Annotated in this window: 20 protein-coding genes and 2 tRNA genes; 6 read left to right on the top strand and 16 right to left on the bottom strand. The window is 70.6% G+C overall.

The annotated features are described in order from the left end of the window. Nucleotides 1-100 precede the first annotated feature (100 nt). From AC6H2I_RS04680 to uxaC, 8 genes are all read right to left on the bottom strand, one after another. Entirely contained in the window at nt 101-1,384 is a 1,284-nt protein-coding gene (locus tag AC6H2I_RS04680) for a TRAP transporter large permease (protein WP_497499410.1), read from the bottom strand. Between the two features lie 12 nt (nt 1,385-1,396). Further along, nucleotides 1,397-1,954, bottom strand: a complete 558-nt coding sequence (locus tag AC6H2I_RS04675) for a TRAP transporter small permease (protein WP_497499409.1) — start codon at nt 1,952-1,954, stop codon at nt 1,397-1,399. A 59-nt stretch (nt 1,955-2,013) separates the two neighbouring features. Next, nucleotides 2,014-2,994, bottom strand: coding sequence for a TRAP transporter substrate-binding protein (locus AC6H2I_RS04670; RefSeq protein WP_497499408.1), 981 nt, complete (start codon nt 2,992-2,994; stop codon nt 2,014-2,016). Nucleotides 2,995-3,577: 583 nt separating this feature from the next. Further along, entirely contained in the window at nt 3,578-4,558 is a 981-nt protein-coding gene (locus tag AC6H2I_RS04665; protein ID WP_497499407.1) for a TRAP transporter substrate-binding protein, read from the bottom strand. Between the two features lie 100 nt (nt 4,559-4,658). Further along, nucleotides 4,659-5,414 carry a GntR family transcriptional regulator gene (locus tag AC6H2I_RS04660; RefSeq protein WP_497499503.1) on the bottom strand — a complete coding sequence of 252 codons (756 nt, stop codon included), beginning with the start codon at nt 5,412-5,414 and terminating at the stop codon, nt 4,659-4,661. An 834-nt stretch (nt 5,415-6,248) separates the two neighbouring features. Then, nucleotides 6,249-7,754: a tagaturonate reductase gene (locus AC6H2I_RS04655; protein WP_497499406.1), complete on the bottom strand. Its 1,506-nt coding sequence runs from the start codon at nt 7,752-7,754 to the stop codon at nt 6,249-6,251. Nucleotides 7,755-7,822: 68 nt separating this feature from the next. Continuing rightward, nucleotides 7,823-9,346: a UxaA family hydrolase gene (locus AC6H2I_RS04650; protein ID WP_497499405.1), complete on the bottom strand. Its 1,524-nt coding sequence runs from the start codon at nt 9,344-9,346 to the stop codon at nt 7,823-7,825. Between the two features lie 26 nt (nt 9,347-9,372). Beyond that, on the bottom strand, nt 9,373-10,773 hold the full coding sequence (gene uxaC / locus AC6H2I_RS04645) for a glucuronate isomerase (protein WP_497499404.1): 1,401 nt from the start codon (nt 10,771-10,773) through the stop codon (nt 9,373-9,375). Between the two features lie 418 nt (nt 10,774-11,191). On the opposite strand from uxaC, the gene AC6H2I_RS04640 reads away from it, so the two are divergent. Next, nucleotides 11,192-11,890 carry a GntR family transcriptional regulator gene (locus AC6H2I_RS04640; protein ID WP_497499502.1) on the top strand — a complete coding sequence of 233 codons (699 nt, stop codon included), beginning with the start codon at nt 11,192-11,194 and terminating at the stop codon, nt 11,888-11,890. Between the two features lie 119 nt (nt 11,891-12,009). Here AC6H2I_RS04640 and AC6H2I_RS04635 read toward each other — a convergent pair. Then, nucleotides 12,010-12,085 (bottom strand) — tRNA-Glu (locus AC6H2I_RS04635). A gap of 75 nt (nt 12,086-12,160) precedes the next feature. Beyond that, nucleotides 12,161-12,236: transfer RNA gene (locus AC6H2I_RS04630), tRNA-Glu, on the bottom strand. A gap of 196 nt (nt 12,237-12,432) precedes the next feature. On the opposite strand from AC6H2I_RS04630, the gene AC6H2I_RS04625 reads away from it, so the two are divergent. Next, complete coding sequence (locus AC6H2I_RS04625; RefSeq protein ID WP_497499403.1) at nt 12,433-14,100, top strand: sensor histidine kinase; 1,668 nt, start codon at nt 12,433-12,435, stop codon at nt 14,098-14,100. Nucleotides 14,101-14,104: 4 nt separating this feature from the next. On the opposite strand, the gene AC6H2I_RS04620 is transcribed toward AC6H2I_RS04625, so the two are convergent. Together AC6H2I_RS04620 and AC6H2I_RS04615 are read right to left on the bottom strand one after the other, a co-directional pair. Beyond that, the gene (locus AC6H2I_RS04620; RefSeq protein ID WP_497499402.1) at nt 14,105-15,154 is read right to left on the bottom strand and encodes a threonine aldolase family protein; all 1,050 of its coding nucleotides are present in this window, start codon (nt 15,152-15,154) and stop codon (nt 14,105-14,107) included. Next, nucleotides 15,151-15,552, bottom strand: a complete 402-nt coding sequence (locus AC6H2I_RS04615) for a hypothetical protein (RefSeq protein ID WP_497499401.1) — start codon at nt 15,550-15,552, stop codon at nt 15,151-15,153. The genes AC6H2I_RS04620 and AC6H2I_RS04615 overlap by 4 nt, the downstream gene beginning before the upstream one ends. A gap of 44 nt (nt 15,553-15,596) precedes the next feature. Between AC6H2I_RS04615 and AC6H2I_RS04610 the strand changes: the two genes are divergently transcribed. After that, nucleotides 15,597-16,670 (top strand): RluA family pseudouridine synthase, encoded by a 1,074-nt coding sequence (locus AC6H2I_RS04610; RefSeq protein WP_497499400.1) that lies wholly within the window; start codon nt 15,597-15,599, stop codon nt 16,668-16,670. Nucleotides 16,671-16,849: 179 nt separating this feature from the next. After that, a complete protein-coding gene (gene rpoH, locus AC6H2I_RS04605; RefSeq protein WP_497499399.1) occupies nt 16,850-17,734 on the top strand; it encodes an RNA polymerase sigma factor RpoH in 885 nt (294 codons plus the stop codon). 54 nt (nt 17,735-17,788) lie between these two features. Here the strand turns inward: rpoH and AC6H2I_RS04600 are convergent, their stop codons facing one another. Together AC6H2I_RS04600 and AC6H2I_RS04595 are read right to left on the bottom strand one after the other, a co-directional pair. After that, nucleotides 17,789-18,298 carry a hypothetical protein gene (locus tag AC6H2I_RS04600; RefSeq protein WP_497499398.1) on the bottom strand — a complete coding sequence of 170 codons (510 nt, stop codon included), beginning with the start codon at nt 18,296-18,298 and terminating at the stop codon, nt 17,789-17,791. An 18-nt stretch (nt 18,299-18,316) separates the two neighbouring features. After that, a complete protein-coding gene (locus AC6H2I_RS04595; RefSeq protein ID WP_497499397.1) occupies nt 18,317-20,356 on the bottom strand; it encodes a serine/threonine-protein kinase in 2,040 nt (679 codons plus the stop codon). 433 nt (nt 20,357-20,789) lie between these two features. Here AC6H2I_RS04595 and AC6H2I_RS04590 point away from each other — a divergent pair, with 433 nt between their 5' ends. Together AC6H2I_RS04590 and AC6H2I_RS04585 are read left to right on the top strand one after the other, a co-directional pair. Then, nucleotides 20,790-21,578, top strand: a complete 789-nt coding sequence (locus AC6H2I_RS04590; RefSeq protein ID WP_497499396.1) for a hypothetical protein — start codon at nt 20,790-20,792, stop codon at nt 21,576-21,578. A 97-nt stretch (nt 21,579-21,675) separates the two neighbouring features. Next, on the top strand, nt 21,676-22,500 hold the full coding sequence (locus AC6H2I_RS04585; RefSeq protein ID WP_497499395.1) for a hypothetical protein: 825 nt from the start codon (nt 21,676-21,678) through the stop codon (nt 22,498-22,500). A 110-nt stretch (nt 22,501-22,610) separates the two neighbouring features. Here the strand turns inward: AC6H2I_RS04585 and AC6H2I_RS04580 are convergent, their stop codons facing one another. Both AC6H2I_RS04580 and AC6H2I_RS04575 read right to left on the bottom strand, forming a co-directional pair. Beyond that, nucleotides 22,611-23,903: an adenylosuccinate synthase gene (locus tag AC6H2I_RS04580; RefSeq protein ID WP_497499394.1), complete on the bottom strand. Its 1,293-nt coding sequence runs from the start codon at nt 23,901-23,903 to the stop codon at nt 22,611-22,613. A 98-nt stretch (nt 23,904-24,001) separates the two neighbouring features. Further along, complete coding sequence (locus AC6H2I_RS04575) at nt 24,002-25,195, bottom strand: ATP phosphoribosyltransferase regulatory subunit (protein WP_497499393.1); 1,194 nt, start codon at nt 25,193-25,195, stop codon at nt 24,002-24,004. Nucleotides 25,196-25,394 lie beyond the last annotated feature (199 nt).

Raw genomic sequence — 25,394 nt, 5'->3', positions numbered from 1 at the left:
CTTGGGGGTGACGGGCGACGAACAGACCGGGCGGGCGCATCACCCCCAGGGGATGACACACCCGCCCGGTTCCGGAACTCGCACTCCCAACCGGCCGGGATCAGTTGGCGAACAGGCGCGGCAGGAACAGGGAGATCTCGGGAACGTAGGTGACGAGTGCCAGGGTGGCGAGGCAGGCGAGGTAGAAGGGCCAGATCGTCCGCACCGCCTGCATGATCGGGATCTTGCCCACGGCGCAGCCGACGAACAGCACCGAACCGACCGGCGGGGTGCACAGACCGATGCCGAGGTTCAGCACCAGGATCACGCCGAAGTGCACGGGGTCCATGCCGAAGGCGGTGATGACCGGCAGGAAGATCGGCGTGGTGATGATGATCAGCGGCGACATGTCCATGAAGCAGCCCATCACCATCAGCACGACGTTGATCAGCAGGAAGATGACGTAGGGGTTGTCGCTGATGCCCTGCATCAGGTGCACCATCGCCGTCGGCACCTGGAGCAGGGCCAGCAGCCAGCCGAACGAGGCGGCCGAGCCGATGACCAACAGCACCATCGCGGTGGTGCGCACCGCGCTCATGGTGGCCAGCACGAAATCGGTCAAGGACATGCTGCGGTAGATGACCAGCGTCACCAGCAGCGCGTAGGCCACCGCGATCATCGAGCTTTCGGTCGCGGTGAAGACGCCGGACCGCACGCCGCCGACGATGATGGCGATCAGCGCCAGGCCGGGCACGGCGTTGATGAAGATGCTCCACACCGCGTCCCAGCCGGGGAACGGCTCGCGCGGGTAGTTGCGCTTGCGGGCCACGTAGTAGGCGGCGACCATCAGCAGGCCGGCGAGCAGCAGGCCCGGCAGGATGCCGGCGGTGAAGAGGTCGGCGATGGAGATCGTGCCGCCCGCCGAGATCGAGTAGATGATCATGTTGTGGCTGGGCGGGATCATCAGCGCGATGATGGCGGCGGTGACGGTGATGTTGACGGCGTAATCGACGTCGTAGCCGCGCGCCTTCATCTGCGGGATGATCAGGCCGCCGACGGCGGACGCCTCGGCGACCGCCGATCCGGACACGCCACCGAAGAAGGTGGAGGCGGTGATGTTGACCAGCCCCATGCCGCCGCGGCGATGGCCGACCATGGCGGCCGCGAGGCGCACCAGCTTCTCGGCGATGGCGCCGCGCACCATCAGCTCGCCGGCGTAGATGAAGAAGGGGATGGCCATCAGCGCGAAGACGTTCATCCCCGACGCCATGCGCTGGAAGACGATCAGCGGCGGCAGATCCATGTACATGATGGCCGCCAGGGAGGAGATGCCGAGCACGAAGGCGATCGGCACGCCCATGAACAGCAGCACGACGAAGGTGCCGAAGAGGACTGTGAGTTCCATGGCCGTTGTTCCTTAGCCGGCCTGCTGCTCGACCGCGCCGTGCTGCGCATGCGCCTGGGCCAGGGCTTCGGACCCGGCCTGGGAACGGCGTTCGACCAGCAGATGAAGCGTGCGCTCGACCGAGAAGAGGACGATCAGCACGCCCGCCACCATGAGTGGCATGTAGTTGAAGCTCTCGGGGATGTTGAGCACCGGAATGGTGGCTTCCCAGGTGCCCATGACCAGCTCGGTGCCGAAATAGGCCATGGCCGCGCCGAAGCACCCCATGACGATGTAGCTGAAGATGTCCATGCAGACCCGAACGATCTCGGGCACGATGTCACGGATCAGATCCAGTCCGAGGTGGAAACGCTCGCGAACCCCCACCGCGGCGACCAGCAGGATGAACCACAGCATCAGCAGCAGCGACACCGGTTCCGTCCACGAGGGACTATCGTTGAGGATGAAACGGCCCCAGACCTGCCAGCCGACGGCGGCGGTCATCAGGACCAGCCCGGTGCTGCCGATCCACACCGCTGCGGTGGAGACGGCGTCCAGCACCCGGGTGAGCGTGGCGAGCGCGGTTTTCATAGACAATCTCCGCACGGTGGAGGCCGCACCGGGCCGGGGCCCGGCGCGGCGTTGCTTGGTTACTGGACCGCCCGGATGCGGGTCGCCAGATCCTTCAGCGTTGCGTCGGTGAGGTACTTCGCGTACACGGGCTCGACCGCCTTCTCGAAGTCGGCCTTGTCGAGCTTCGTCACCACCGAGCCGGCCTTCATGACGATCGCCTCGGCCTCCTTCTCCTTGGCCTGCCACAGCTCGCGCATCTTCTGGACCGACTCCTTGGCGGCCCGGCGAACGATCTGCTGGTCGTCCTTGGAGAGCTTGTCGTAGGTGCGCTTCGACATCACCAGGGCTTCCGGCACCATGGCGTGCTCGGTCAGCGTGTAGTACTTGGCGACCTCGTAGTGGTGCGAGCTCTGGTAGCTCGGCCAGTTGTTCTCCGCACCGTCGACGACACCGGTCTGCAGGCCGCTGTAGACCTCGCCATAGGGCATCGGCGTCGGGTTGGCGCCCATCGCCTTGACCATGTCGATGAACAGGTCGGACTGCTGGACGCGGAACTTCAGGCCTTTCATGTCTTCGATGCTCTTGATCTCGCGCGTGCTGTTGTAGAAGCTGCGCGCGCCGGAATCGTAGAAGGCCAGGCCGATCATGCCATGCGCCTCGAAATCCTTCAGGATCTCGTCGCCGATCGGACCGTCCATGACCGTGTGCATGTGCTCGGTCGAGCGAAACAGGAACGGCAGGCCGACGACCCGGGTCGACGGCACGACGTTGTTCAGCGGCGCGATGCTGATGCGGTTCATGTCGATGACGCCGAACTGGGTCTGCTGGATGGTGTCCTTCTCGTCGCCGAGCTGGCCCGAGGGGAACACCTGGATGCCGATGCGCCCCTTGGTCTCACGGGCAACGATCTCGCCCATGTATTTGACCGCCTCGACCGTCGGGTAGCCGTCGGGGTGGATCTCGGCCGAACGGAGCGTCAACTCCTGGGCCTGGGCGGCGGCGACGCCGGCGATCACGACCATCGCGGTGGACGCCAGCAGTGAAACGATAGACTTCATGGTCGATTCCTCACATCAAGTTGTTGCAACCGCCATACTGGGCGACTTTGTCTTTCGTCACTAAGAGCGGCATCCGATCGTCGCTTTACGTCTTTCAGAACAGTGCCGTCATAACCCGCAACGCTGTTTGATCGAGATCAATAACGCAGGCGATTTTATCAGTATGTGCCCCTACGACGACTTCGTCAGGCGCAATAATAGCGCTATTTTTTCTTACCGTTGTTGATCGTCATGGCTTGACGCACCGCCGGTTGCGGTGGCACCGCAGCGGCCGTCCCATGATCCGCGACACGTCCGGGAGAGCGACCCGAGCGCGTCCCGCTGATCCGCCCTCGTTCGCCGGGAAGCCGGCGGGCCCTTGCGCGCTTCGGCGTGGCGCGCGTCGTCCTCGAGTACAGTTATACTAATATATCAACGTTGCGCGCAAGCCCGAATCGCGTCCCATACGGACAGTGTCATTGTGTCACAGTCTGGCGTGCGATCCCGGCTTGCGACCGCGCGTGCCCGCCGGCCCGCGCGCGGCGCGCGGCCACCGGTTTCACCTCCGGCCCACACGGGCGGCGCCGGCCGGAGGTGGTGCCACTCACTTCACCGCACGGATGCGCTCGACCATGTCCTTGAGCTTGGGGTCGGTCACATGCTTGGCGTACACCGGCTCGACGGCCTTCATGAACTCCTCCTTGTCGAGGACGTTGACCTGCACGCCCGCAGCGGTCGCCGTCGCCTCGGCCTCCTTTTCGCGGGCGGTCCACAGCTCGCGCATCCTGGTCACCGACTCCTTGGCCGCCTTCCGGAAAAGCTGCTGATCCTCCGCGGACAGCTTGCCCCACGTCTTCTTGGAGATGAGCAGCACCTCCGGCGACATGGAGTGCTCGGACAGGGAGTAGTGCTTCGCCTGCTCGTAGTGATGCTGGCCCTGGTAGGTCGGCCAGTTGTTCTCGGCGCCGTCGACGACACCGGTCTGCAGCGCGCTGTAGACCTCGCCCGGCGGCATCGGCGTCGGGCTTCCGCCCAGCGCCCTGACCGTGTCGATGAACAGGTCGGACTGCATCACCCGGATCTTCTGGCCCTTCATGTCCGCCAGGCTCTTGATCGGCGTGCCGGTGGTGTAGAAGTTGCGGGCGCCGTTGTCGTAGAAGGCGAGTCCGATCATGTTGTGCTTCTCGAACGCCTTCAGGATCTCGTCGCCGATCGGTCCGTCCATCACCGCGTGCATGTGATCGATGGAGCGGAACAGGAACGGCAGGGCCGGGACGCGGGTTTCCGCGACCAGGCCGTTCAGGGGCGCCAGGTTGACCCGGTTCATGTCGATGACGCCGAACTGGGTCTGCTGGATGGTGTCCTTCTCATCGCCCAGCTGGCCTGAAGGGAACACGGTGATGGCGATGCGGCCACCGGTCTCGCGGCTGATGATCTCGCCCATGTACTTGACGGCCTCGACCGTCGGGTAGCCGTCGGCCTGCGTGTCCGCGGCGCGCAGCGTCATCTCCTGGGCCTGCGCGGCGCCGGCCGCGGTCGCCGCGCACAGCGCGGTGGCGGCCAGCAGCGTAGCGATCTGTCTCATGATGCACGATTCCCATGCTGTTTCGTTGTTTCGGACGGACCCGGCCCACGGGTTCGCGGGCGCGGCGACGGAAGGCGACGGCGGGACGCGGCGGCCGCTGTCACGGCTTCGGTCCCGGGGCATCGGAAGGGGGGCGGTCCTGGGACCGGGCGAAGAAGCTGGGCTCGGCGTGGCAGGCGTCCTCGATGGCCGTCTGCAGCCCGTCGAGATGGGCGGACAGGCATCGGGCGGCACGCTCCTCGTCGTGGGCGGCGATGGCATCGACGATCGCCTCGTGCTCGTCGATGACCCTGGCGATGTGACCGGGGACCGGCAGGGTCAGCCGGCGGCACCGGTCGATCTGCACTTTCACCTGCTGGGCCAGCGCCCAGAAGCCCGGAACCTCGCTGATCGTGGCGAGCATCTCGTGGAACGCCTCGTCCGCCCGATGGAAGCCCTCGTGATCGTCGGGGGCGACCTCGCGCTGGAACTCGACGCAGGCGCGCAGTCCGGTGACCTGGCTCACGCTGGCATGGCGGGCGGCCATGCGGGCGGTCGCCTCCTCCAGCACCCGGCGGATGACACCGGCTTCCGGCAGGGCATCCAGGGGAATCCGGGACACGAAGGTGCCAAGCTGCGGGACCACGTCGATCAGCCCTTCGTCGGCGAGACGGAGCACCGCCTCGTGAACGGGGGTCCGGCTGACGCCGTGGGCCCGGGCGATCTGCTTCTCGACGATCGGCTCGCCCGGTTTCCGGCGCAGGGCGACGATCTCGTCCCGCAGCCCCAGGTAGATGGGAGTGGCCGTGCGCCGCGTGGACTTGGTCGCGGCCGGACGGCGCGCCCGTGCGCTGATCGTTCGGGTGTCCGAGGCCATGGTCACCTCGTCTCCTTGCCAGGGCGCTCACGCACCGGGGACGCGACGCGAAGGGACGCGATGGCTGGATCGGCCATCGCCGCTCAAGTGTTATTCTAGTATATCAATTTGGCGGGGCGCAAGAAATGGCGCCCTCCAGCGCCGGGCGGGCGAAAATGTCGCAAGGTCCTGGCGACCACCCCCCCGTCCGGTACATGGGCGGAACGCCCAATGGGGCGCCGGACGGCGGGATCGCCGCCTCCGTCCCGTACGAATACCCGTCGGCCACGGCCACGACTTCACGCCGACACGAAGGATCTTGAAGATTACGTTTCTGTTGTTGCGCCGCAACGTTCGTAATAGCGCTACGATCTCACTGTAACAGCGCTGCGAAACCCGGATCCTGTGCAAAGAATGCTTGGGCTCCAAGCCGATTCCCGCGACAATAGCGCTATGCTGCGATGCAATATGGCCAGCACAGCCATGCGCATCCTGTTCATTGATTTGGGGGATTGGCGCGGCCATACTCTGACTCACGACGCGACGGAGCCGGCATTCACGGGTTGCCGCCGCCCCCCTGACAGGAGACGCAGAGCCATGCACACAGTGAAGCCGATCTCTTCGTGGTCTCTCCCGTCGGAGACCGAGGTCAAGACCATTCAGCACGAGGCGGGTGAAATGCGGGTCCAGTTCGTTCGACGCCTGGTCCGCCGCATCTTCGCCGGACGCGCCTGATCCGCCGGCGGCGGGCCGGCCGTCCACCGGGTCCGCCGCCGGTCCGTCGATGACGCATCCCCTCTCCCGCGGGGCGAGGGGATGCGGGCGCCGTGGATGGAGCGGGCGGTCGAGGCGGCGTCAGCCGCCGACGAGGGCGGCCATCGCCGCCCGGGTGCCCGATGACTGGATGGCGGCCAGAGCGCCGGCCGTGCGGTGGGCAAGGCCCGGGATGCGCGTCAGATCCTCGCCCCAGAGCGTGGCGTCGGCCAGCACGCGGTCCACCAGCGCCGCCGGGTCACCGCCATGGGCGGCCCAGGCGGCCCCGAGGGCGGCAATCACGGCGGGGTCGTCCTTGATCGGATAGGCCCCGGCGTCGCGCCGGCCGGTGCAGACGCCGTCCACCGTTTCGCCACGGTAGAAGCGCAGGAGCGCGGCGAGCGAGAACGCCAGTCCCGCACCGGCTTCGCCGTGTCTGGTCATGTGGTCCTTCAGGCTGGGCAGCACGCGCACCTGCCACTTGGCGACGGAGTTCAGCGCGATCGAAATCAGCTCGTGGCGGATGTGCGGGTTGCTGAACCGCTCGATGATGGTGCGGGCGTAGCGCTGGCGCTCCGCGTCGGGCAGCGGCACGAAGGGGACGATCTCCTCGAACATGACCTTGCCGAGGAAGGCGGAGACGGTGGCGTCGTCCATCATCGCCTTGACCGTGTCGAGCCCGGCGCAGAACGCGGCGAGGGACGTGGCGGTGTGCGCGCCATTGAGGATGCGCACCTTGCGGGTGCGATAGGGCTGAAGGTCTTCGGTCCACACCACCTGGAGACCGGCCTTGTGCAGCGGGAACTCCTCGGCGAGGTGGCCGGGGCCTTCGATCACCCAGACATGGAACGGCTCGCCGGCGACCGCCAGCGGGTCCTTGTAGCCCCACGCGGCCGCCAGGTCGGCCGCTTCGTCCGCCGGATAGCCCGGGACGATGCGGTCCACCAGCGTGTTCAGGAAGTGGTTGTGCCGCTCCACCCAGGCGGCGAACCCCGCCTCCAGGCCCCAGCGCGCCGCGTGGGCCAGCACGATGCGCTTCAGCGTCGCGCCGTTCGCCCCGATCAGCTCGCACGGAAGGAACACCAGCCCGCTCTCCGCCGTGCCGCCCAGGGCCTTGAAGCGGGCGTGCAGCAGGGCCGCCACCTTGGCCGGGAAGCCGGTCTGGCAGCGGCCCGGCGTGTAGGGCTCCTCGACGTCGGCGATGCCGGCCTCGGTGGTGTTGGACACCACGAACCGCAGCCCCGGCGAGGTGGCGTGGGCCAGCATGCGGTCCCAGTCGGCGTAGGGATTGAACGCGTCGGCGACGCAGCTGACCACCCGCCGCGTCTCCACCGCGCGGCCGTCCTCGATGCCGCGCAGCAGCACGGTGTAGAGGCCCTCGCGTTCGTTGAGAAGGCCGGCGATGCCCTGGTCGAGGGGCTGTGCCACGGCGACGCCGGCCTCCATCAGGCCCTGGCCGTTCGCCACGTCCACCATCCAGTCGACGAAGCCGCGCAGGAAGTTGCCGTCACCAATCTGCAGTATGGTGACCGGGAACACCGGCGCGCCGGCGGTGTGGGCGACGTCGAGGACGCCGCGCGCCAGGGTGTCACGGGTGAGGCTGGGCATGTCTGGGATTCCTTTGGACACGGGGCTTCGGACCACCCCGGTGGAAGAGGTCGGACCGGCGCCGCCGGTCACATCACGGCGCCCATCTGCCAGGGCACGAACTCGTCGGCCCCGACGCCCAGCGCCTCGCTCTTGCTCTTGCGGCCCGAGGCGGTCTCCAGGATCAGGTCGAAGATCGCCTGGCCGACCTGCTCGATGGTGGCCTCGCCGGTGGCGATGGTGCCGCAGTCGAGGTCCATGTCGTCGGGCATGCGCCGGTACAGCGGCGTGTTGGTGGCCAGCTTCAGGCTGGGCGTCGGCTTGCAGCCGAAGACGGAGCCGCGGCCCGTGGTGAAGCACAGCACGGTGGCACCACCCGCCACCTGGCCGGTGGCGGAGACCGGGTCGTAGCCGGGGGTGTCCATGAAGACCAGCCCCTTGGCGGTGATCGGCTCGGCGAAGCGGTAGACGGCTTCCAGATTGGTGGTGCCGGCCTTGGCGACCGCCCCCAGCGACTTCTCCAGGATGGTGGTCAGCCCGCCCTTCTTGTTGCCGGGGGAGGGGTTGTTGTTCATCTCGCCGCCGGTGCGGCGGGTGTACGCCTCCCACCAGCGGATGCGCTCGACCAGCGCCTCGCCGACCGCCCGGCTGGTGGCCCGGCGGGTCAGCAGGTGCTCGGCCCCGTAGACCTCCGGGGTTTCGCTCAGCACCGCGGTGCCGCCGTTGCGCACCAGCAGGTCGACCGCATACCCCAGCGCCGGGTTGGCGGTGATGCCGGAATAGCCGTCGGAGCCGCCGCATTGCAGGGCCAGGGTCAGGTGGCTGGCCGGCACGGTCCGGCGCTCCACGGCGTTGACACCCGGCAGCATCGCCTCGATGCGGGCGATGCCCTCGCGCACCGTCGCCGCGGTGCCGCCCAGGTCCTGGATTCCCAGGGTCTGCAGCGTCTCGCCCGGGACGAGCCCCTCGGCCTCCACCAGGCGGTCGATCTGGTTCACCTCGCAGCCCAGCCCCACCAGCAGCACGGCGCCGAAGTTGGGATGGCGGGCGTAGCCGGAGAGCGTGCGCCGCAGCATGTCGATCGCCTCGCCGTGGGTGCCCATGCCGCAGCCCGACCCGTGGGCCAGCGCCACCACGCCGTCGACGTTGGGATAGGCGGCCAGGGCGTCGCCGCGGAAGTGGTCGGCGATCAGCCGGGCGGCGGTGCCCGAACAGTTCACGCTGGTCAGCACGCCGATGTGGTTGCGCGTGGCGACCCGGCCGTCGGCCCGGACGATGCCCTGGAAGGTGGCCCGGCGGTCCGCGGGCACGGGGTCGAGCGGACGGGCGTCGACGCCAAAGGCGTGGTCGCGCTCGACGCTGTCGCCCATGGCCAGGTTGTGGACGTGGACGTGGTCGCCGGGGACGATGGCCGCCATGGCGAAGCCGATGACCTGGTTGTACTTGCGCACGGGCGCGCCGGCGGCGATGGGCTGCACCGCCACCTTGTGGCCGGACGGGATGGCGGCGCGGGTCTCGACCGCCGTGCCCGGGATGGGCGTGCCGGGCGCCAGGTCGGCGCCGGCGACGACGACGGTGTCCGCGGGATGCAGGCGGATGGTCAGGGATGCCATGGGCGTTGTCCTTCGAGGACGGCGGGTCAGAGCTTGTAGGTCGTCTTGGCCAGCGTGTGGGCGAGGTCGACGGCGAGATCCCGCGCCTCGTCCTCGTCCAGCCGGTGCTCGGCGACGAGGCGGGCCAGGAAGGCGCAATCGACGCGCCGGGCCACGTCGTGGCGCGCCGGGATCGAGCAGAAGGCCCGGGTGTCGTCGTTGAATCCCACGGTGTTGTAGAAGCCCGCCGTCTCGGTGACCATCTCGCGGTAGCGCCGCATCCCCTCGGGGCTGTCGTGGAACCACCACGCCGGCCCGAGGCGCAGCGCCGGGTAATGGCCGGCGAGCGGCGCCAGCTCGCGGCTGTAGCTGGTCTCGTCCAGCGTGAACAGGATGATGGTCAAGGCCCGCTCGTTGCCGAAGCGGTCGAGCAGTGGCTTCAGCGCGCGCACGTATTCAGTGGCGCTGGGGATGTCGGCGCCCTTGTCGCGCCCGAAGCGCTCGAACACCTGGCGGTTGTGGTTGCGGACGGAGCCGGGATGGATCTGCATCACCAAGCCGTCCTCCAGGCTCATCCTCGCCATCTCCGTCAGCATCTGGGCGCGGAACAGCTCGGCCTCGTCCGGCGTCACGGCGCCCTGCACCGCCTTGCCGAACAGCCGCTCGGCCTCGGCCCGCGGCAGGTCGGCGGTGGCCGCGGTGGGATGCCCGTGGTCGGTGGCGGTGGCGCCGAACGCCTTGAAATGGCGGCGGCGGTCGGCAAGCGCCGCGAGATAGCCGGACCAGCTCAGCGTGTTCTCCCCGGTGAGCGCGCCCAGCGCCTCGACATTGGCGCGGAAGCCCTCGAACTCGGGATCGACCACCAGGTCGGGCCGGAAGGCGGTGATCACCCGCCCGGTCCAGCCGCTGGCGGCGATGGCGCGGTGGTGCTCCAGGGTGTCGAGCGGGGACTCCGTGGTGGCCAGCAGCTCAATGTTGAAGCGCTCGAACAGGGCGCGCGGGCGGAACTCCGGCGTGCGCAGGCAGGCGTCGATCTGGTCGTAGATCGCGTCGGCGGTGGCCGCGCTCAGCCGCTCGGTCACGCCGAACACCGTCTCGAACGCGTGCTCCAGCCACATGCGGGTCGGCGTGCCTCGGAACAGGTGCCAGTGTTCGGCCAGGGTGCGCCAGATCGTCCGCGTGTCGGCCTCGACCGGCCCGCCGTCCCGGCGCGGCACGCCCAGGCTCTCGATGCCCACGCCCTGGCTGTAGAGCATGCGGAAGGCGTAGTGGTCGGGAACGACGAACAGGGTGGCCGGGTCGGGGAACGCCTCGTCGCGGGCGAACCACGCCGGATCGGTGTGGCCGTGGGGGCTGATGATGGGCAGCCCGCTCACCTCGGCGTAGAGCCGGCGGGCGATCGCGCGCTGCGTCGGATCGCTGGGGAAAAGGCGGTCGGGGTGGAGCATCGCACGTCTCCGATGGAGGGGAACGGCCTCGCTGGCTGGCCTCTACAATATTAATATATCAGTGTTGAGCGCAAGCCTTCATTTCGCGGGCCGCCGCCGTCCGGCCCGTTCCCCGCCGCCGGCCAACGCGTTGACATGCCTCGCCTGCGGCCCCTTGCCGCAGGCCGCGGGCGGGACGGTGCCGGGCGTGGGTCCGCACGGGCCGCCACGCCGCACACCGCACGCCACACGTCCGCCGCATCGCAGGCACGCGCCGTTTGACCGGGGGCGGAACAACTAGTATATTAGATTTTTTGGTTAAGAGGCTGCCGTGTCGGTCAGACGTCCCACTGCGCACCCTTCCCTGGACAAGGCGTCGCCGGCCGGTGGACCGGCCCGCGATGACGGGAGGCCCCTCGCACCGCCGGCGGCCCGGCGGATCGTCTCGGCCGCCGGGGCGGGCGGCGGGCCCCGCGGCAACACCGTGGCCGCGGCCGTCTACCGTGACCTGCGCGCCGACATCGTGTCGTTGCGCCGCAAGCCCGGCGACCCGCTGGCGGAGAAGCGGATCGCCCAGGACTACGGCATCAGCCGCACGCCGGTGCGCGAAGCCGTGCTGCGCCTCGCCGACGAGGGCCTCATCGAGATCTTTCCGCAGTCCGGCACCTTCGTCTCCCGGATTCCCGTCGCCGCACTGCCCGAGGCCATCGCCATCCGCAAGGCCCTGGAGCAGGCGACCGTCCGCTACGCCGCGGAACGGGCGACCCGGAGCCAGATCGCCGGCCTGAGCGCCAACATCGAGTTGCAGCGGGAGAAGGAGGCGGCCGGCGACCCCGACGGCTTTTACACCGCCGACGAGATCTTCCACGCGCTGCTGGCCGAGGCCTCGGGCTATCCCGGCTTCTGGACCGTCATCCAGCAGACCAAGGTGCAGATCGACCGCTACCGGCGTCTCACCCTGCCCGTGCGCGGGCGCATGGCCCTGGTGGTGGCCGAGCACGCGGCCATCGTCGACGCCATCGCCGCCCACGACGCCGAGGCCGCCGTCAAGGCCCTGGACGCCCATCTGGACGATCTGGAGATCACGATCAGCCCGTCGCGCAAGGCGAACCCGTACTACTTCACCGGGCCGGGCTGACGGGGCGGGCTGAGCGGACCCGTCTGGACCAGACCGGCCGGCGTCGAACGCGAACGAGGGTGGGACACGCCGCAGGGCCTGGACGATCGCGCCGTGCGCGGCGTCCGGTCGCGTGCGGATGGCGTCCCCTAGGGGATTCGAACCCCTGTCGCCGCCGTGAGAGGGCGGTGTCCTAGGCCTCTAGACGAAGGGGACCTGGCGCCGGCGGGAGCGACCCGCCCATCGACTCGACCTTTGCGCTTGCGGCGCACCCCCCGCGGCGAAGCGAGATGGCGTCCCCTAGGGGATTCGAACCCCTGTCGCCGCCGTGAGAGGGCGGTGTCCTAGGCCTCTAGACGAAGGGGACGTCGGTCGGCGTGGACGCCGTATGTAGCGAAGTGCCCGATGGGGCGCAAGCCCTTTTTTCCGTGCCCGGCCGGACCGCCCCGGCCGTATCGCCCCGGCCGGACCGCCCCGGCCGGACCGCCTATGCCCCCCGGCCGGATTGGCGCGCGTCGGGGGGTGGCGCACAATTGCCCGTTCTGCCAGGAGGAACATGTCGCGTGCCCGCCGGCCTTCCGCCCGACCGCCCGTTGCGCGACCCGCTTGCGTCAGGGCCGGCAGGCCGCGCCGTCGTCGCCGCGGCGGCCATGGTCGGCCTGCTGCTGGTGCTGGTGGCGGGGCTGGCCGCGGTTCTGGTCTGGCAAGGCCGGCGCGACGCCCAGGCCGCCGTGGAGGCGCGCGCGTCGGCGGCCGCCTACACCGCGGCCGCCCACGTCCGCTGGCTGATCGAGGCCAACCACCAGGCCCTGCGCCGGGTGGCCGACCGCGTGGAGAGCCGGCTCGACCTGTTCAAGACGCCCAGCGTCCAGGACATCAAGGACGCGGTGGCGTTCCTCCCCGGTTCCGTCCACGTCTGGGTGTTCGACGCCAACGGCGACTCCCTGCTGACCAACGAGCCGGAGATGGGCGCGGTCAACGTCGGGGACCGGGACTATTTCCAGGCGCTGCGGACCGGCGCGGAGTGGCACGTCGGCTCCTTCCTCGTCGGCAAGGTCTCCGGGCGCAAGCTGTTCCCCGTCGGCCGGCGTCTTGAGCGCGAGGGACGGTTCGTCGGGGCGGTGATCATCTACGTCCCGGCCGACCTGCTGGCGCAGTTCTGGGGCTCCTTGAACCTGGGTCCGGGGTCGTCGGTGGGGCTGCTGCGCGACGACGGACGCCTGGTCGCCCGCTTTCCCCTGCCCGACCGGCCCCTCGACCTGTCGGGCTACGTGCTGTTCACCGACCATCTGCCCGAGTCGCCGGAAGGCGTCTACACCGCCGAGGCCTCGCCCGCCGACGGGGTGTCGCGGGTGGTCGGCTACCGGCGCGTCGACGGGCTGCCGCTGGTCGCGGTGGTCGGCATCCCGGCCAGCGCGCGGGATGGCAACGCCTGGCAGCGCCTGGCCGAAGTGGCCCTGCTCGCCGCCCCGATCGCGCTGGCGCTGCTCGCCGTCTCGCTGTGGGTCGTCCACCTGCTGCGGCGCGAGGAGCGCATCCGCGGCGCCCTGGCCGGGGCGCTGGAGCAGAACCGCACCCTGTTCCGCGAGATCCACCACCGGGTGAAGAACAACCTGCAGACCGTGTCCGCGCTGGTCCACCTGCAGCCCGGCCCGGCCGAGGGCAAGGAGGAGCTGACCCGTCGCATCGCCGCGATGTCGGCGGTGCACGAGCACATCTACCGCTCCGACCAGTACGACCAGGTCGACATCGCCGCGTACATCCGCACCCTGATGGACGGGCTGCGCGACGGCCACGGCGCCGCCGTGACCGTCGAATGCCGCCTCGCCCCGGTCCGGGTCGCCGCGGATCTGGCCTTGCCGCTCGGCCTCATCGTCAACGAGGTGGTCACCAACGCCTTCAAGCACGCCTTCCCCGCCGGGCGGGCCGGCACCATCGCCGTCAGCCTCGACCCCCTGGACGGGGGACACGCCGTGCTGCGGGTGCGCGATGACGGCGTCGGGATCGGCGCTGGCAGGATCGGGGCCGGCGGTATGGGCACCCGGCTGGTGCGCGGCCTGGTGCGCCAGATCGGCGGCACCCACGCGATCCGCGACGACCACGGCACCCTGTTCACCCTCACCTTCCCGCTGGAGAACACCGCGTTGACCACCGCCCCCCGGGACGCCGCCCCCCGGGACGCCGCCCAGCCCGGGGCGCCGGCGCAGCCGGCGTCGCGGACGGCGGATTGACCGCTCAGGCCGTGGCGGCTCGGTCCGCCGCGGCGCGCGCCGCCGCCAGCAGCGCATCCACCGCGGCCGGCGGCGTGTCGAAGGCGGTCACCAGCCGCACCACCGGGCCGTCCCAGCGGTGGAAGCCGAAGCCGGCCGCCTCCAGGGCGGCGACCACCGGCGGCGGCAGGGCCACGAACACCTCGTTGGCCTCGACCGGATGCGCCAGCGCCGCTCCCGGCACCGCCGCCAGCCCCGCCGCCAGGCGCCGGGCCATGGCGTTGGCGTGGCCGGCCAGGCGCAGCCACAGGCCGTCGGCCAGCCAGGCGTCGAGCTGGGCGGAGATGAAGCGCATCTTCGACACGAGGTGGCCCCCCCGCTTGCGCCGGTAGCCGAAATCCGCGGCGAGGTCGCGGCGGAAGAAGATCACCGCCTCGGCGGCGAAGGCGCCGCCCTTGGTGGCGCCCAGCGACAGCACGTCGACGCCCGCCTTCCAGGTCGCCTCGGCCGGCGTGCAGCCGAGGAACGCCAGCGCGTTGGCGAACCGGGCGCCGTCCATGTGCACCGCCAGTCCCCGGCCATGGGCCGCCGCGGCCAGCGCCGCCACCGCGTCGGGGCGGTAGGCGGTGCCCGCCTCGGTGGCCTGGGAGAGGCTGATCGCGGCGGGCTGGACGTGGTGGACGACGCCGCTCCCGGCGCCGTCCAGCGCGCGTTCCAGAGTGGCGGCGGCGAGGCGTCCATGGTCGCCCGGCAGGCCGACCAGCTTGGCGCCGCCGGTGAACAGCACCGGCGCCCCGCATTCGTCGTGGTCGATGTGGCTGGCGGCGTGGCAGTAGATCGCCCCGTAGGGCGGGGTCAGCGCCGACAGGGCCAGCGCGTTGGCCGCCGTGCCCGTGGCCACCGGGAACACCGCCACCTCGGTCTCGAACAGCCCGGCCAGGCGGGCGCCGACGCGGGCGGTCCACGGGTCGTCGCCGTAGGGGGCGGCGGTGCCGCGGGCGGCGGCGGCGAGGGCGTCGACCACCTCCGGCACGGCGCCGGCGACGTTGTCGCTGCGGAAGTCGTAGCCGGTCACGGCGCCCCCCGTCGCCCGGCGTCGGTGCCGGCGTCGGTGCCGGTGTCGATGTCGGTGGAGGCGGCGGTGGGGGGGGCGGTGGTGGGGGGCGCACCGGTGGTCACCACCGCGGTGACCGCGCCGTCGCGGGGGTCCAGCACGAAGAGCCGGTCGCCCTCGGGCAGCGCCACCCGCAGCACCACGCGGTTCCCCACCGCCAGCATCTCGGCGATGCGGCTGCCGGCCGGCAGGCCCAGCGCCACCTCTCCGGCGGCGGTGACCGGCAGCGGGCGCTCCTCCCCCGGCTCCGCCGGCGCGCCGGCACCGGTCATTCGCTTGTAGACTTCGAGGCCGAGATACGCGTATCCGGCGACGATGAACACACCCATGATGATGATGGCGGCCTTGAGAACGCGCACGGATCGGGTCCACGGTGGTGACAGAGCACGGCGAGGGGCGGACCATGACCGCGGTTCCTGAGCACCGGACGCCCGACGGCGACCCCGGGCCCGAGTCTGGCGCCGGTCCCGAGCCCGATCCGGACGCCGGCGCCGGCGGCGCCCGCCACGGCGGCACCGTGCCGCCCGAGGCGGCCGGCGAGCGGCTGGACAAGGTCCTGGCGGCGCAGGTCCCGGACCTGTCGCGGTCGCGCGTGCGGGCGCTGCTGGAACAAGGCCACGTCCGGCTCGACGGGCGGACCATAGCCGACGCCTCCCAGAGGGTCAAACCCGGTCAAGGTTTCGACATTTTCGTCCCCGAAGCTGAACCCGCGACGCCCGAGGCCCAGGACATCCCCCTCTGCGTCGTCCACGAAGACGAGGACGTGCTGGTGATCGACAAGCCCGCCGGCCTGGTGGTCCATCCCGCCGCCGGCAACCCGGACAACACCCTGGTCAACGCGCTGCTGGCCCATTGCCGGGCCAGCCTGTCGGGCATCGGCGGGGTGCGTCGGCCCGGCATCGTGCACCGCCTGGACAAGGACACCAGCGGCCTGATGGTCGTCGCCAAGAACGACCGTGCCCACCACGCCCTGACCGAGCAGTTCGCCGGCCGCACCCTGAGCCGCACCTACCATGCCCTGGTCTGGGGCGTGCCGTCGCCCAGGGACGGCGTGGTGGACGCGCCGATCGGCCGCTGCCCGGCCGACCGCAAGAAGATGGCGGTGGTGTCCGGGGCGACCGGCAAGCGCGCCGTCACCCGCTACCGCGTGCTGCGCGCCTGGGGCCGCGCCGTGGCGCTGGTGGAATGCGTGCTGGAGACCGGGCGCACCCACCAGATCCGCGTCCACATGGCCCACCTCGGCCATCCCGTGGTCGGCGACCCGCTCTACGGCCGCGGCCGCCCGGCACGCCCGCGCGGCGCCAACGCCGCGGCGCTGCCGGAACCGGCGCGGGCCCGGCTCGTCGGCTTCCCGCGCCAGGCGCTGCACGCCGTCGGCCTCGCCTTCGTCCACCCGTCCCGTGCCGAGCCGGTCCGCTTTGCCGTGGCCATGGCGCCGGACATCCAGGAATTGATCGACGGGTTGGAGCGTTCATAGGAGGACGGTCCGACGACGCCCCGCGCCCCGCCGACAAAGGGGGCTGTGCCCCTGTGCGGGCGTGGGGTATTCTAGGCGATGGCGGGACCGCCCCCGGGCGGGTCCGCCGATCAAGGAGGAGCGGTCGTTCGCCATCCCCGACGAGGGGACACGGGGCACGCCCGCCGGGAGAGGATCACATGGCGACGCTGCCGAGCATTCCGGCGGTCAGTTCCGAAAGCAACCTGTCGCGGTACCTGCAGGAGATCCGCACCTTCCCGATGCTGGAGCCGCAGGAGGAGTTCATGCTGGCCAAGCGCTGGCAGGAGCATGGCGATTCCGACGCGGCCCACCGCCTGGTCACCAGCCACCTGCGCCTGGTGGCGAAGATCGCCATGGGCTATCGCGGCTATGGCCTGCCGGTGTCGGAGTTGATCTCCGAGGGCAATGTCGGGATGATGCAGGCGGTCAAGCGCTTCGACCCCGACCGCGGCTTCCGCCTGGCGACCTACGCGATGTGGTGGATCCGTGCGGCGATCCAGGAATACATCCTGCATTCCTGGTCGCTGGTGAAGATAGGCACCACGGCGGCGCAGAAGAAGCTGTTCTTCAACCTGCGCAAGCTCAAGGGCCAGATGCAGGCGATCGACGAGGGCGACCTGCCGCCGGAGACGGTCAAGGCCATCGCCGACAAGCTGGCGGTGCCCGAGCAGGACGTGGTGGCGATGAACCGCCGGCTGGCCACCCCCGACCACTCCCTCAACGCCCCGCTGCGGGCCGAGAGCGAGGGCGAGTGGCAGGACTGGCTGGTCGACGAGACCGCCAACCAGGAGATCAGCCTGGCCGAGCAGGAGGAGCTGGGCAAGCGCCGCAAGCTGCTGACCCGGGCCATGGAAAACCTGAACGAGCGCGAGCGCCACATCCTGGCCGAGCGGCGCCTGCGCGACGACCCCACCACCCTGGAGGACCTGTCGCAGAAGTACGGCATCAGCCGCGAGCGGGTGCGCCAGATCGAGGTGCGCGCCTTCGAGAAGCTGCAGAAGGCGATCCGCAGCGCCGCGCTGGAGCAGAAGCTGGTGGGCTGACACCGCCCGCCCGCTTTCCCGGCCCCGGCCGCCGCCCCGCCGGCTGCCGCTCGGCTAGCCCAGCGCCGACCCGATCTCCGACCCGTCGTCGTCCTGGCCGCGGCCGGTGACGTCGGGCCCCCACTCCTGGACCAGCTTGGCCTTCTGGGAGCGCAGGGCCTCCACGCGCTTCTCCGCGCGCATGATCTCGGCGCTGGCGATGGCCGGCGGGATGCCGTAGTAGAGCGCCCAGCCCAGCCCGGCCGCCCCGTACATGATCAGCCACGACAGCGGGTCGCCGAACACCTTGAGCGCCGCGCCGGCGGTGTGGCCGGTCTTCCAGAGGTCGATGGCGAACGGCATGCAGCCGCAGAAATTGAGCCCGCCGACGGTGATCGGCGCCGATTTGTCGGGATCGCGGTCGATCATGTAGGCGACGACGGTGGGCACCATGCCCAGGCCGAAGACGATGGTGGTCGGCAGCACCACCAGGGCCGCGGGCAGGATCAGCAGCAGGAAGAGCCAGGGACCGCCGCGCTTCTTCGCGCGCTTGGCGCTGCGGACGGGGGGGCGGGAACGGGCCATGGGTCGTCGTGCCTTCCCTCAGAACGCGTAGAACAGGATGATGCCGGCGACCAGGACCGTCGACACCAGGCTCGAGATGACGGCGGCCACCTGCCGCCCCGTGCCCTCGGCGATGCCGTCGCGGTCGGAGATCAGGTCGCGCAGCTTCTCGATCTCCCCGTCGGCCTCGCGGTAGGAGATCTGCGCCGCCTCGAAATCGGCCCGGTCCTGGCGCAGGCTGTCGGGGTCGTCGACGATCTTCAGGAGATCGGCGAGGCGCCCGCCATGGGCCGCGACCTCCGCCTGGCGGCGCACGTCGTCCTGGTGCGGCCGGCTGTGGAAGCGGCGGAAGGCGGGGTCGAGAAGCGACACCATCCAGGCGCAGAGGTGGGGCAGCGGGGCCGTGCCGGTGCGCACCTGGACCTCGGCCAGGATGGTCAGCATGGCGATGGTGCGCCGCAGCGGATCGCTGGTGGGCGCGAGCTGGGCGTACAGCATCTCCTCGGTGCGCTTGTGGCGGGCGGCCAGGAAGGCGGCGATGTGGCGGTCGATGGGCTCCTTGCCGCGCTCGCCGCCCGATGCCGCCCACTCCAGGGCACGCAGCACGTCCCCCGGGGTCAGCGGGTACTGGCCCAGCACCAGGGGGCTGACGCAGGGCATGGTCGGGTTCATCTCGTAGAGCGTGCGCTCCAGCCCGAGGCCCGGCGCGGTGCGGTCGAGGAACGACCGCCACTGGTCGAAGCTGTGCACCAGCGGCACGAACTCCGGCCGGAAATCCGACTGGACGTTGACCCAGAACATGGGGAGCTGGTTGGACACCACCTCGGCCACCGATTGCGGCGACTCCCCGCGCAGGAAGGATTCGGCCATCGCCGCGGCGATGCCGTCCAGCATGTACGCCTTGCCGCGGTAGCGGATCGGCGCCGCCGGGTCCAGCGCCATGCACACCCGCGACACCAGCCGTTCCGCCATCGAGCCGCCCTTGCCGCCGCCGGCGGTCTGGATGGCGCTGGCGACCGCCTCGGCGCGGACGTCGTCGGACATGCTGCGGCGCAGCCACTTGTCCAGCTCGCCGCTCTCGATCACCTGGGTCGCCGCCGCGGGGTGGCGGGCCAGCGCCCGCGACAGGGTGCGGCAGTGCCAATACTCCTGCCCCTGGAACTCCGCCGGGCGGGCGGCGCGGCGCGGGATCTGCGGCTGCTTGGGGCTGAGGCGGCGCCCCGACAGCCAGAGGTCGAGGTCGTTCAGGCTCCAGCGCTGCTTGGGATCGTCGACCATCAGGCCGCGGATCACCTCGCCGATGCCCAGCGGCAGGCGCATCTGGCCGACCAGGGCCGGGAACGAGCCGCGCTCGATCTTCGCCTGCAGGATCGTGTCGTCGTCGAGGCTGGCCACGGGGTTGCGGCCGAGCAGCAGGATCAGCAGCGTCACGCCCAGGGAATAGAGGTCGTCGGCGATGGTCCCGGTGCCCCGCGCCGAGGGGCTGGTCATGCCGCGCTCGACCGTCTCCATGATCAGCGGCTGGCCGTAGCCGGGCGGCGTCGACACCGATTCGCCGACCATCAGGGCCCCCGCGGTGAGGTCGCGGTAGAACATGTTGGTGGGCCGGACGCCACCGTGCACCAGGCCCCGGCTCGACAGCTCGCGCAGCAGCGCCACCACCGGCTGCACCACGTTGCGGGTCAGGTGGTCCTCGGGCATCGGCTCGACCGCCTCGGTAATCGCGTTCATCAGCCGCTTGCCCAGCGGCCGCTCGAACACCAGGCAGTAGCGCCGCACCTTGTCGGGCGGCCAGTCGATGACACCCCAGTCGAACAGCCGCATGTGGGCGGGGTTGTCGACGTTGGCGAAGGTCGACACCACGTCGCTGCGCGGCAGCACGGTGCCCGAGCAGACGATGGCGAAGGTCTCCACCCGCTTGTCGCGCAGCGAGCGGGCACCGTAGGCGTTGCCGCCCGGTGTGTTCAGCACCGCCAGCGGCGAGCCCGGCAGGATCTCGTAGCGCTCGGCCAGCTTGACCGGTTCGCTCGTCATCCCCGCGGAGCCGGCCGCGGCCACGGTCTGGGCATCGGACGGCATGGCGGTTGGCTGTTCCCTCGCTGGCGGACGGCGATGCGGGGTCCGGCGGACCCGCACAGGGACATAACGCCTTATTGGCCCCGCCGTCGAGGGGTGTCGTCGGGGGCGGCCCTGGAACCGCCCGAAACATCAACCCCCTGGAAACCATTCGCACACACAGCCGGCGCCGGGGTGGGGCGGGGCGGGGCGGGGGGCGGGTCAATCGAGAGCCTGCACACAGATGTTTCCCAGGAAGAGACAATGGCAAAGGGACGTGGACAGGGCTCCGCCTGCCCCATGGCGCGGGGGAAACGGGCCCCTCCGCACGTCGGCGACGGCCCACCGGTGCACCAGGAGGACGCGAGATGACCGTACCGGGCCAAGTCCGACCCCGCGCACAGCGGCCGGTCGCGAAACCGCTGGCCGACAGGATCCTCGTCACGCGGTCCGGTCCATGCGCTGCGCTCGGCACCTCGCGCGCTGGGTTCTGATCAGGACCGGCGTCCTGATCGCGATTCTCGCCGGCTTGGTCGTGGCGTATCGCCTGTTCGCGCCCGGCTGGCCGGAGCCACCGATATTGGATGTTGACGAGTGTCTGGCGGGCGATGGGAGCGCGCATGTCAGGATCGGCGACCTCGCCTTGGCCGTGCCGGCGCGGGCGAAGCCCCATGTCCTGTTCTTCGAACGGCCCACCGGACAGAAGTCCGTCAGGGGCCCGGACGGGTGGTGCAAGGTGCGGGTCATGACGGTCGCCGTTGCTTCAAGACCTGCCGATCCCGGCCCCGAAAAGCCGTCGATCACCGTGATCCTGAAAAAGGACACTCAGGCGACGGAGCGGGATTTCTGGTGCCGTCTGAGCGCCGGACAGGACGGCGGCGCCTTGGACACGGCCGGCATCGTCGGGCAGGAGGGTGATTTCCAGCTGATGCAGGACGCACGGGCGAGCCGGGTGGATGGCACCCCATCACCGCCGTCGTTCTTCGGTCTGCCCGGCGTTGCCTGGGTAAATCGCCACCCGTACGTTCTCATCTCCGGGAAAAGCGAAGGCCGGGGCATCCGGATTCTTCGCGCAATGTCGGCAAACACCGTGCTGGACATGCGTTTTTCCGACACGACCCTCCCCCTGGACCACGCCCCCGCCGTGCTGAATGCGCTCGAGGCCGCGATCCACTCCTGGAAGGTGGCGCCACCGTCGGCGGATCTTGGCATCTCAGACCACCAGTGCAGCGCCGCCCCGCCATGACCAGCGCTCCATCCGACTCACGATGGATGCAATTCCAACGCTCCCGTCGCAGCGGACGGGCCAGGCGCGGCGCGGGCGCAAGAACATGGGGCATGGCGTGAGCGAACCCCGCAGTACCGCTGGATTCCCGCGCCGGTTCGTCGCTCCCGCGAGGATCGTGCTCTGCGTCGCTGGCCGGCTCGCGGTCGAGACCAGCGCCCTGATCGCGCTGTTCATCGTTGCCGTGGTGGCGTTCTTTGTCTTCCTGCGGGTCTTCGGACCCGGTTTCCCGCCACCCGACGCCTGCCGCGCCGCCGACGGAACCATTCGCTTGAAGATCGGCGACCTCGCCCTGGCCGTGCCGGCGGACGCGAAGCCGAACGTGGGCTGGTTCGATCAGCGCCGCTGGAAACGCGCCATCGACCTGGACGGGTGGTGCGCCGTCCGCTCTGTCAGTCTCGATCTGAACCGGGCGACTGCGGACCTCGCGCCCGGACGGGTCAGTGGTGTCGTTTTCATCTCAGCCCATGACCGGCCGGCGAGCATCGACCAGTGGTGCGATCTGCTTGCCCGACGGGGAGGTCCTTGGAGCGACGACTGGGCAATCCGACGGGATGGTGGCTTCGTGATGGTGGCGAACTCGCCGGGCGACCGCATTTACGTGCACCCGTCACCACCGTTCCTGTTCGGTCTTCCCGTCATCGTTCATGCATCGGACCCCTTTGTTTTCCGTGGAAGAAATTTGGGGCGCCGAGTCCGGGTTTCACGCGCGATGTCGTCGCGTTCAGTTCTCAGCGTGACGTTCTTCGACGCATTGCTCGCTCTGGAGCGTTCCCCTGGCGTCCTGAAGGATCTCGAAACCATCATCCGGTCCTGGGTGGTGATACCGCCCTCGGCCGATCCCGGCATTTCCCCGCAGCAGTGCCACGCCATGCCGCCGTGACCGGCGCCTGCGCCATCGAAGGGACGTGACCGGGAGGGTCCCGGGCGACCCGACATCGCACGGCCCGAGGCGCGACGCGCCTCGGGCCGTGCGGTCTCAAAGGACGCGCGTCAGTCCTCGAACGGGTCCTGCATCAGGATGGTGTCGTCGCGCTCGGGGCTGGTGGAGAGCAGCGCCACCGGGCACTGGATCAGCTCCTCGATGTGGCGCACGTACTTCACCGCCTGGGCCGGCAGGTCGGCCCAGGAGCGCGCCCCCTGGGTGCTCTCCTTCCAGCCCTCGAAGCTCTCGTAGACCGGCTCGACCCGGGCCTGCAGCGAGGCGGCGGCCGGCAGGTGGTTGAGCTCCTGGCCGTCGAGGCGGTAGCCGACGCACACCTTGATCTCGTCCAGCCCGTCCAGCACGTCGAGCTTGGTCAGCGCGATGCCGTCGATGCCGCCGGTCTTGATGGCCTGGCGCACCAGCACGGCGTCGAACCAGCCGCAGCGGCGCTTGCGCCCGGTCACCGTGCCGAACTCCCGGCCGCGCTGGCCGATCAGGTCGCCCACCGGGTTGTCCTGCTCGGTCGGAAAGGGGCCGGAGCCGACGCGGGTGGTGTAGGCCTTGCAGATGCCCAGGACGTAGCCGATGGCGCGCGGCGCGATGCCCGAACCCGAGGCGGCGTTGCCGGCCACCGTGTTGGAGGAGGTGACGTAGGGGTAGGTGCCGTGGTCGATGTCCAGCATCGCCCCCTGGGCGCCCTCGAACAGGATGCGCTTGCCGGCGCGGCGCAGCTCGTCCAGGCGCTGCCACACCACGGTGGCGAAGGGCAGGATCTTGGGCGCCACCTCGGTCAGCGGGTCGATGATCTCGGCCGGGGTCACCTCGGTGGCGCCCAGGCCGCGCAGCACGGCGTTGTGGTGGAACAGCAGGTGGTCGACCTTCTCCGGCAGGGTGGCCGGGTCGGCCAGGTCGCACAGCCGGATGGCCCGGCGCGCCACCTTGTCCTCATAGGCGGGACCGATGCCGCGCCCGGTGGTGCCGATCCTGGAGGCGCCGCGCGCCTCCTCGCGGGCGCGGTCGACGGCGCCGTGGACCGGCAGGATCAGCGGCACGTTCTCCGCCACCAGCAGGTTCTCAGGCGTGACCGTGACCCCCTTCTCGCGGATCGAGTCGACCTCCCGCAGGAAGGCCCAGGGGTCGAAGACCACGCCGTTGCCGACCACCGCCAGCTTGCCCGGGCGGACCACGCCGGACGGCAGCAGGCTCAGCTTGTAGACGACGTCGCCGATCACCAGGGTGTGGCCGGCGTTGTGGCCGCCCTGGAAGCGCACCACCACGTCGGCCCGGCTCGACAGCCAGTCGACGATCTTGCCCTTGCCCTCGTCGCCCCACTGGGCGCCGACCACAGCCACGTTGGCCATCTCTCTCTCCGCGGTATCCGGGTTCCGTGCATCCCCGCCCGTCGCGGGCGGGGTCTTCGAGCGTCTCGCCCCGCCGTCGCCGGCGGGCGTTTGACCGTCTAGTCCAACAGCGTCGGCGCGCCGCCGGCGTGGCCGCCGTGAGGGCCGCCGTCATGGATATGGGTGCAGCGCTGGGCGCGGGCCTCGGCCACCAGGTCGGCGGCCGGCCCCAGGCCCGCCACGGTGACCCAGCCGTCGGCGCGCAGCGCCTCGCCCACCGCCGGTGCGGTGCCGTGGGGCAGGAACACCCGGCGCGCCGGGTGCGGCACCGGCACGGCGCGCAGGACGGAATCGAGGTAGAGGGAGAATCCGGTGGCCGGCTCGCCCTCGGTCCCGCCGTTGGTCACCCCGGCGCCGGCGCCGGCGCGGTAGCGCCCGCCGACCCCCAGCTCCGCCCGCACGCCGCGGGCGAACAGGGTGAAGGACAGGCCGGTCTGGTACTCGAACCCGCGGTGCTCCACCAGGTCGACGGTCACCGTCAGATCCGGGCGGGCGGCCCGCAGCAGGCGCATCACCTCGGTCAGGCGGCGGCGGTCCTTCTCGGCCGGTTCCGGCAGGTCGACCACGGCCAGCGCGGCCATCGCCCGGTCGGCCGGGCCGGAGGCGTCCATCAGGGTGTCCAGAAGCTCCGCCGCCGGCCCGCCCACCGCCGCCACGGCGGCGGCGTCCTTGCGGTCGAGCGCGGCGCGCAGCGCCCGCGTCGTCTCCTCGGCCAGGCCCAGGCCGCGGCACACCAGCGGCACCATGGTGGGCACGCACAGGTCGACCGAGACGTGGCGCACCCCGACCACGTCGAGGGCCCGGGCGCCGAGCAGGATCACCTCCGCATCGCCCTCCGGCTCCAGCGCGCCGATCAGCTCGACCCCGGCCTGGGCCAGCTGACGCTCCGGGCGCAGGTGCGAGCCCTTCACCCGCAGCACCTGCCCGGCGTAGCACAGGCGCAGCGGCCGCGCCGTGCGGGCCAGGCGGGAGGTGGCGATGCGCGCGACCTGCGGGGTGATGTCGGCGCGCAGGCCCATGGTGCGCTGGGACACCGGGTCCATCAGGCGGAACGTCTGCTGCGCCATGGCGGCCCCGGGACCGGCCAGCAACCCTTCCTCGAACTCCACCAGCGGCGGCTTGACCCGCTCGTACCCCTGCCCGGCGAACTCGGCCATCAGCCGCTCCACGGCCGCCGCCTCGTGCGCCGCGTCCGGCGGCAGCACGTCGTGCAGGCCGGTGGGCAGCAGGGCGGTGCTCAGGGTGTGGGACATGGTTCCGGTCCGGTCGGGTTTCGGCCCCGCGGGGTGCGCTGGCTCGTGCGTCGGACGCACGGGGCCGGTGAATAGCCGACGAACCCCACCCCGTGCAAACGGAAAAGGCTGCGGCGGCGCAGCATCGGCCGGTTTTCGGCGCGGCGGCCAGCACCTCACATTGTCATTGAAATTATCCGAATATCGACCGAAAATTCGT

The organism is Azospirillum sp. NS33 (assembly GCF_059703765.1).
This window is presented reverse-complemented; position numbering and strand designations above follow the sequence as displayed.

What these genes read in the sequence shown, in the direction of transcription:
- AC6H2I_RS04675 (WP_497499409.1), bottom strand. Translation starts at nt 1,954, where the DNA reads ATGAAAACCGCGCTCGCCACGCTCACCCGGGTGCTGGACGCCGTCTCC.
- uxaC (WP_497499404.1), bottom strand. Translation starts at nt 10,773, where the DNA reads ATGCTCCACCCCGACCGCCTTTTCCCCAGCGATCCGACGCAGCGCGCG.
- AC6H2I_RS04610 (WP_497499400.1), top strand. Translation starts at nt 15,597, where the DNA reads ATGACCGCGGTTCCTGAGCACCGGACGCCCGACGGCGACCCCGGGCCC.
- AC6H2I_RS04650 (WP_497499405.1), bottom strand. Translation starts at nt 9,346, where the DNA reads ATGGCATCCCTGACCATCCGCCTGCATCCCGCGGACACCGTCGTCGTC.
- AC6H2I_RS04680 (WP_497499410.1), bottom strand. Translation starts at nt 1,384, where the DNA reads ATGGAACTCACAGTCCTCTTCGGCACCTTCGTCGTGCTGCTGTTCATG.
- AC6H2I_RS04595 (WP_497499397.1), bottom strand. Translation starts at nt 20,356, where the DNA reads ATGCCGTCCGATGCCCAGACCGTGGCCGCGGCCGGCTCCGCGGGGATG.
- AC6H2I_RS04670 (WP_497499408.1), bottom strand. Translation starts at nt 2,994, where the DNA reads ATGAAGTCTATCGTTTCACTGCTGGCGTCCACCGCGATGGTCGTGATC.
- AC6H2I_RS04580 (WP_497499394.1), bottom strand. Translation starts at nt 23,903, where the DNA reads ATGGCCAACGTGGCTGTGGTCGGCGCCCAGTGGGGCGACGAGGGCAAG.
- AC6H2I_RS04590 (WP_497499396.1), top strand. Translation starts at nt 20,790, where the DNA reads ATGCGCTGCGCTCGGCACCTCGCGCGCTGGGTTCTGATCAGGACCGGC.
- AC6H2I_RS04660 (WP_497499503.1), bottom strand. Translation starts at nt 5,414, where the DNA reads ATGGCCTCGGACACCCGAACGATCAGCGCACGGGCGCGCCGTCCGGCC.
- AC6H2I_RS04655 (WP_497499406.1), bottom strand. Translation starts at nt 7,754, where the DNA reads ATGCCCAGCCTCACCCGTGACACCCTGGCGCGCGGCGTCCTCGACGTC.
- AC6H2I_RS04575 (WP_497499393.1), bottom strand. Translation starts at nt 25,195, where the DNA reads ATGTCCCACACCCTGAGCACCGCCCTGCTGCCCACCGGCCTGCACGAC.
- AC6H2I_RS04600 (WP_497499398.1), bottom strand. Translation starts at nt 18,298, where the DNA reads ATGGCCCGTTCCCGCCCCCCCGTCCGCAGCGCCAAGCGCGCGAAGAAG.
- rpoH (WP_497499399.1), top strand. Translation starts at nt 16,850, where the DNA reads ATGGCGACGCTGCCGAGCATTCCGGCGGTCAGTTCCGAAAGCAACCTG.
- AC6H2I_RS04665 (WP_497499407.1), bottom strand. Translation starts at nt 4,558, where the DNA reads ATGAGACAGATCGCTACGCTGCTGGCCGCCACCGCGCTGTGCGCGGCG.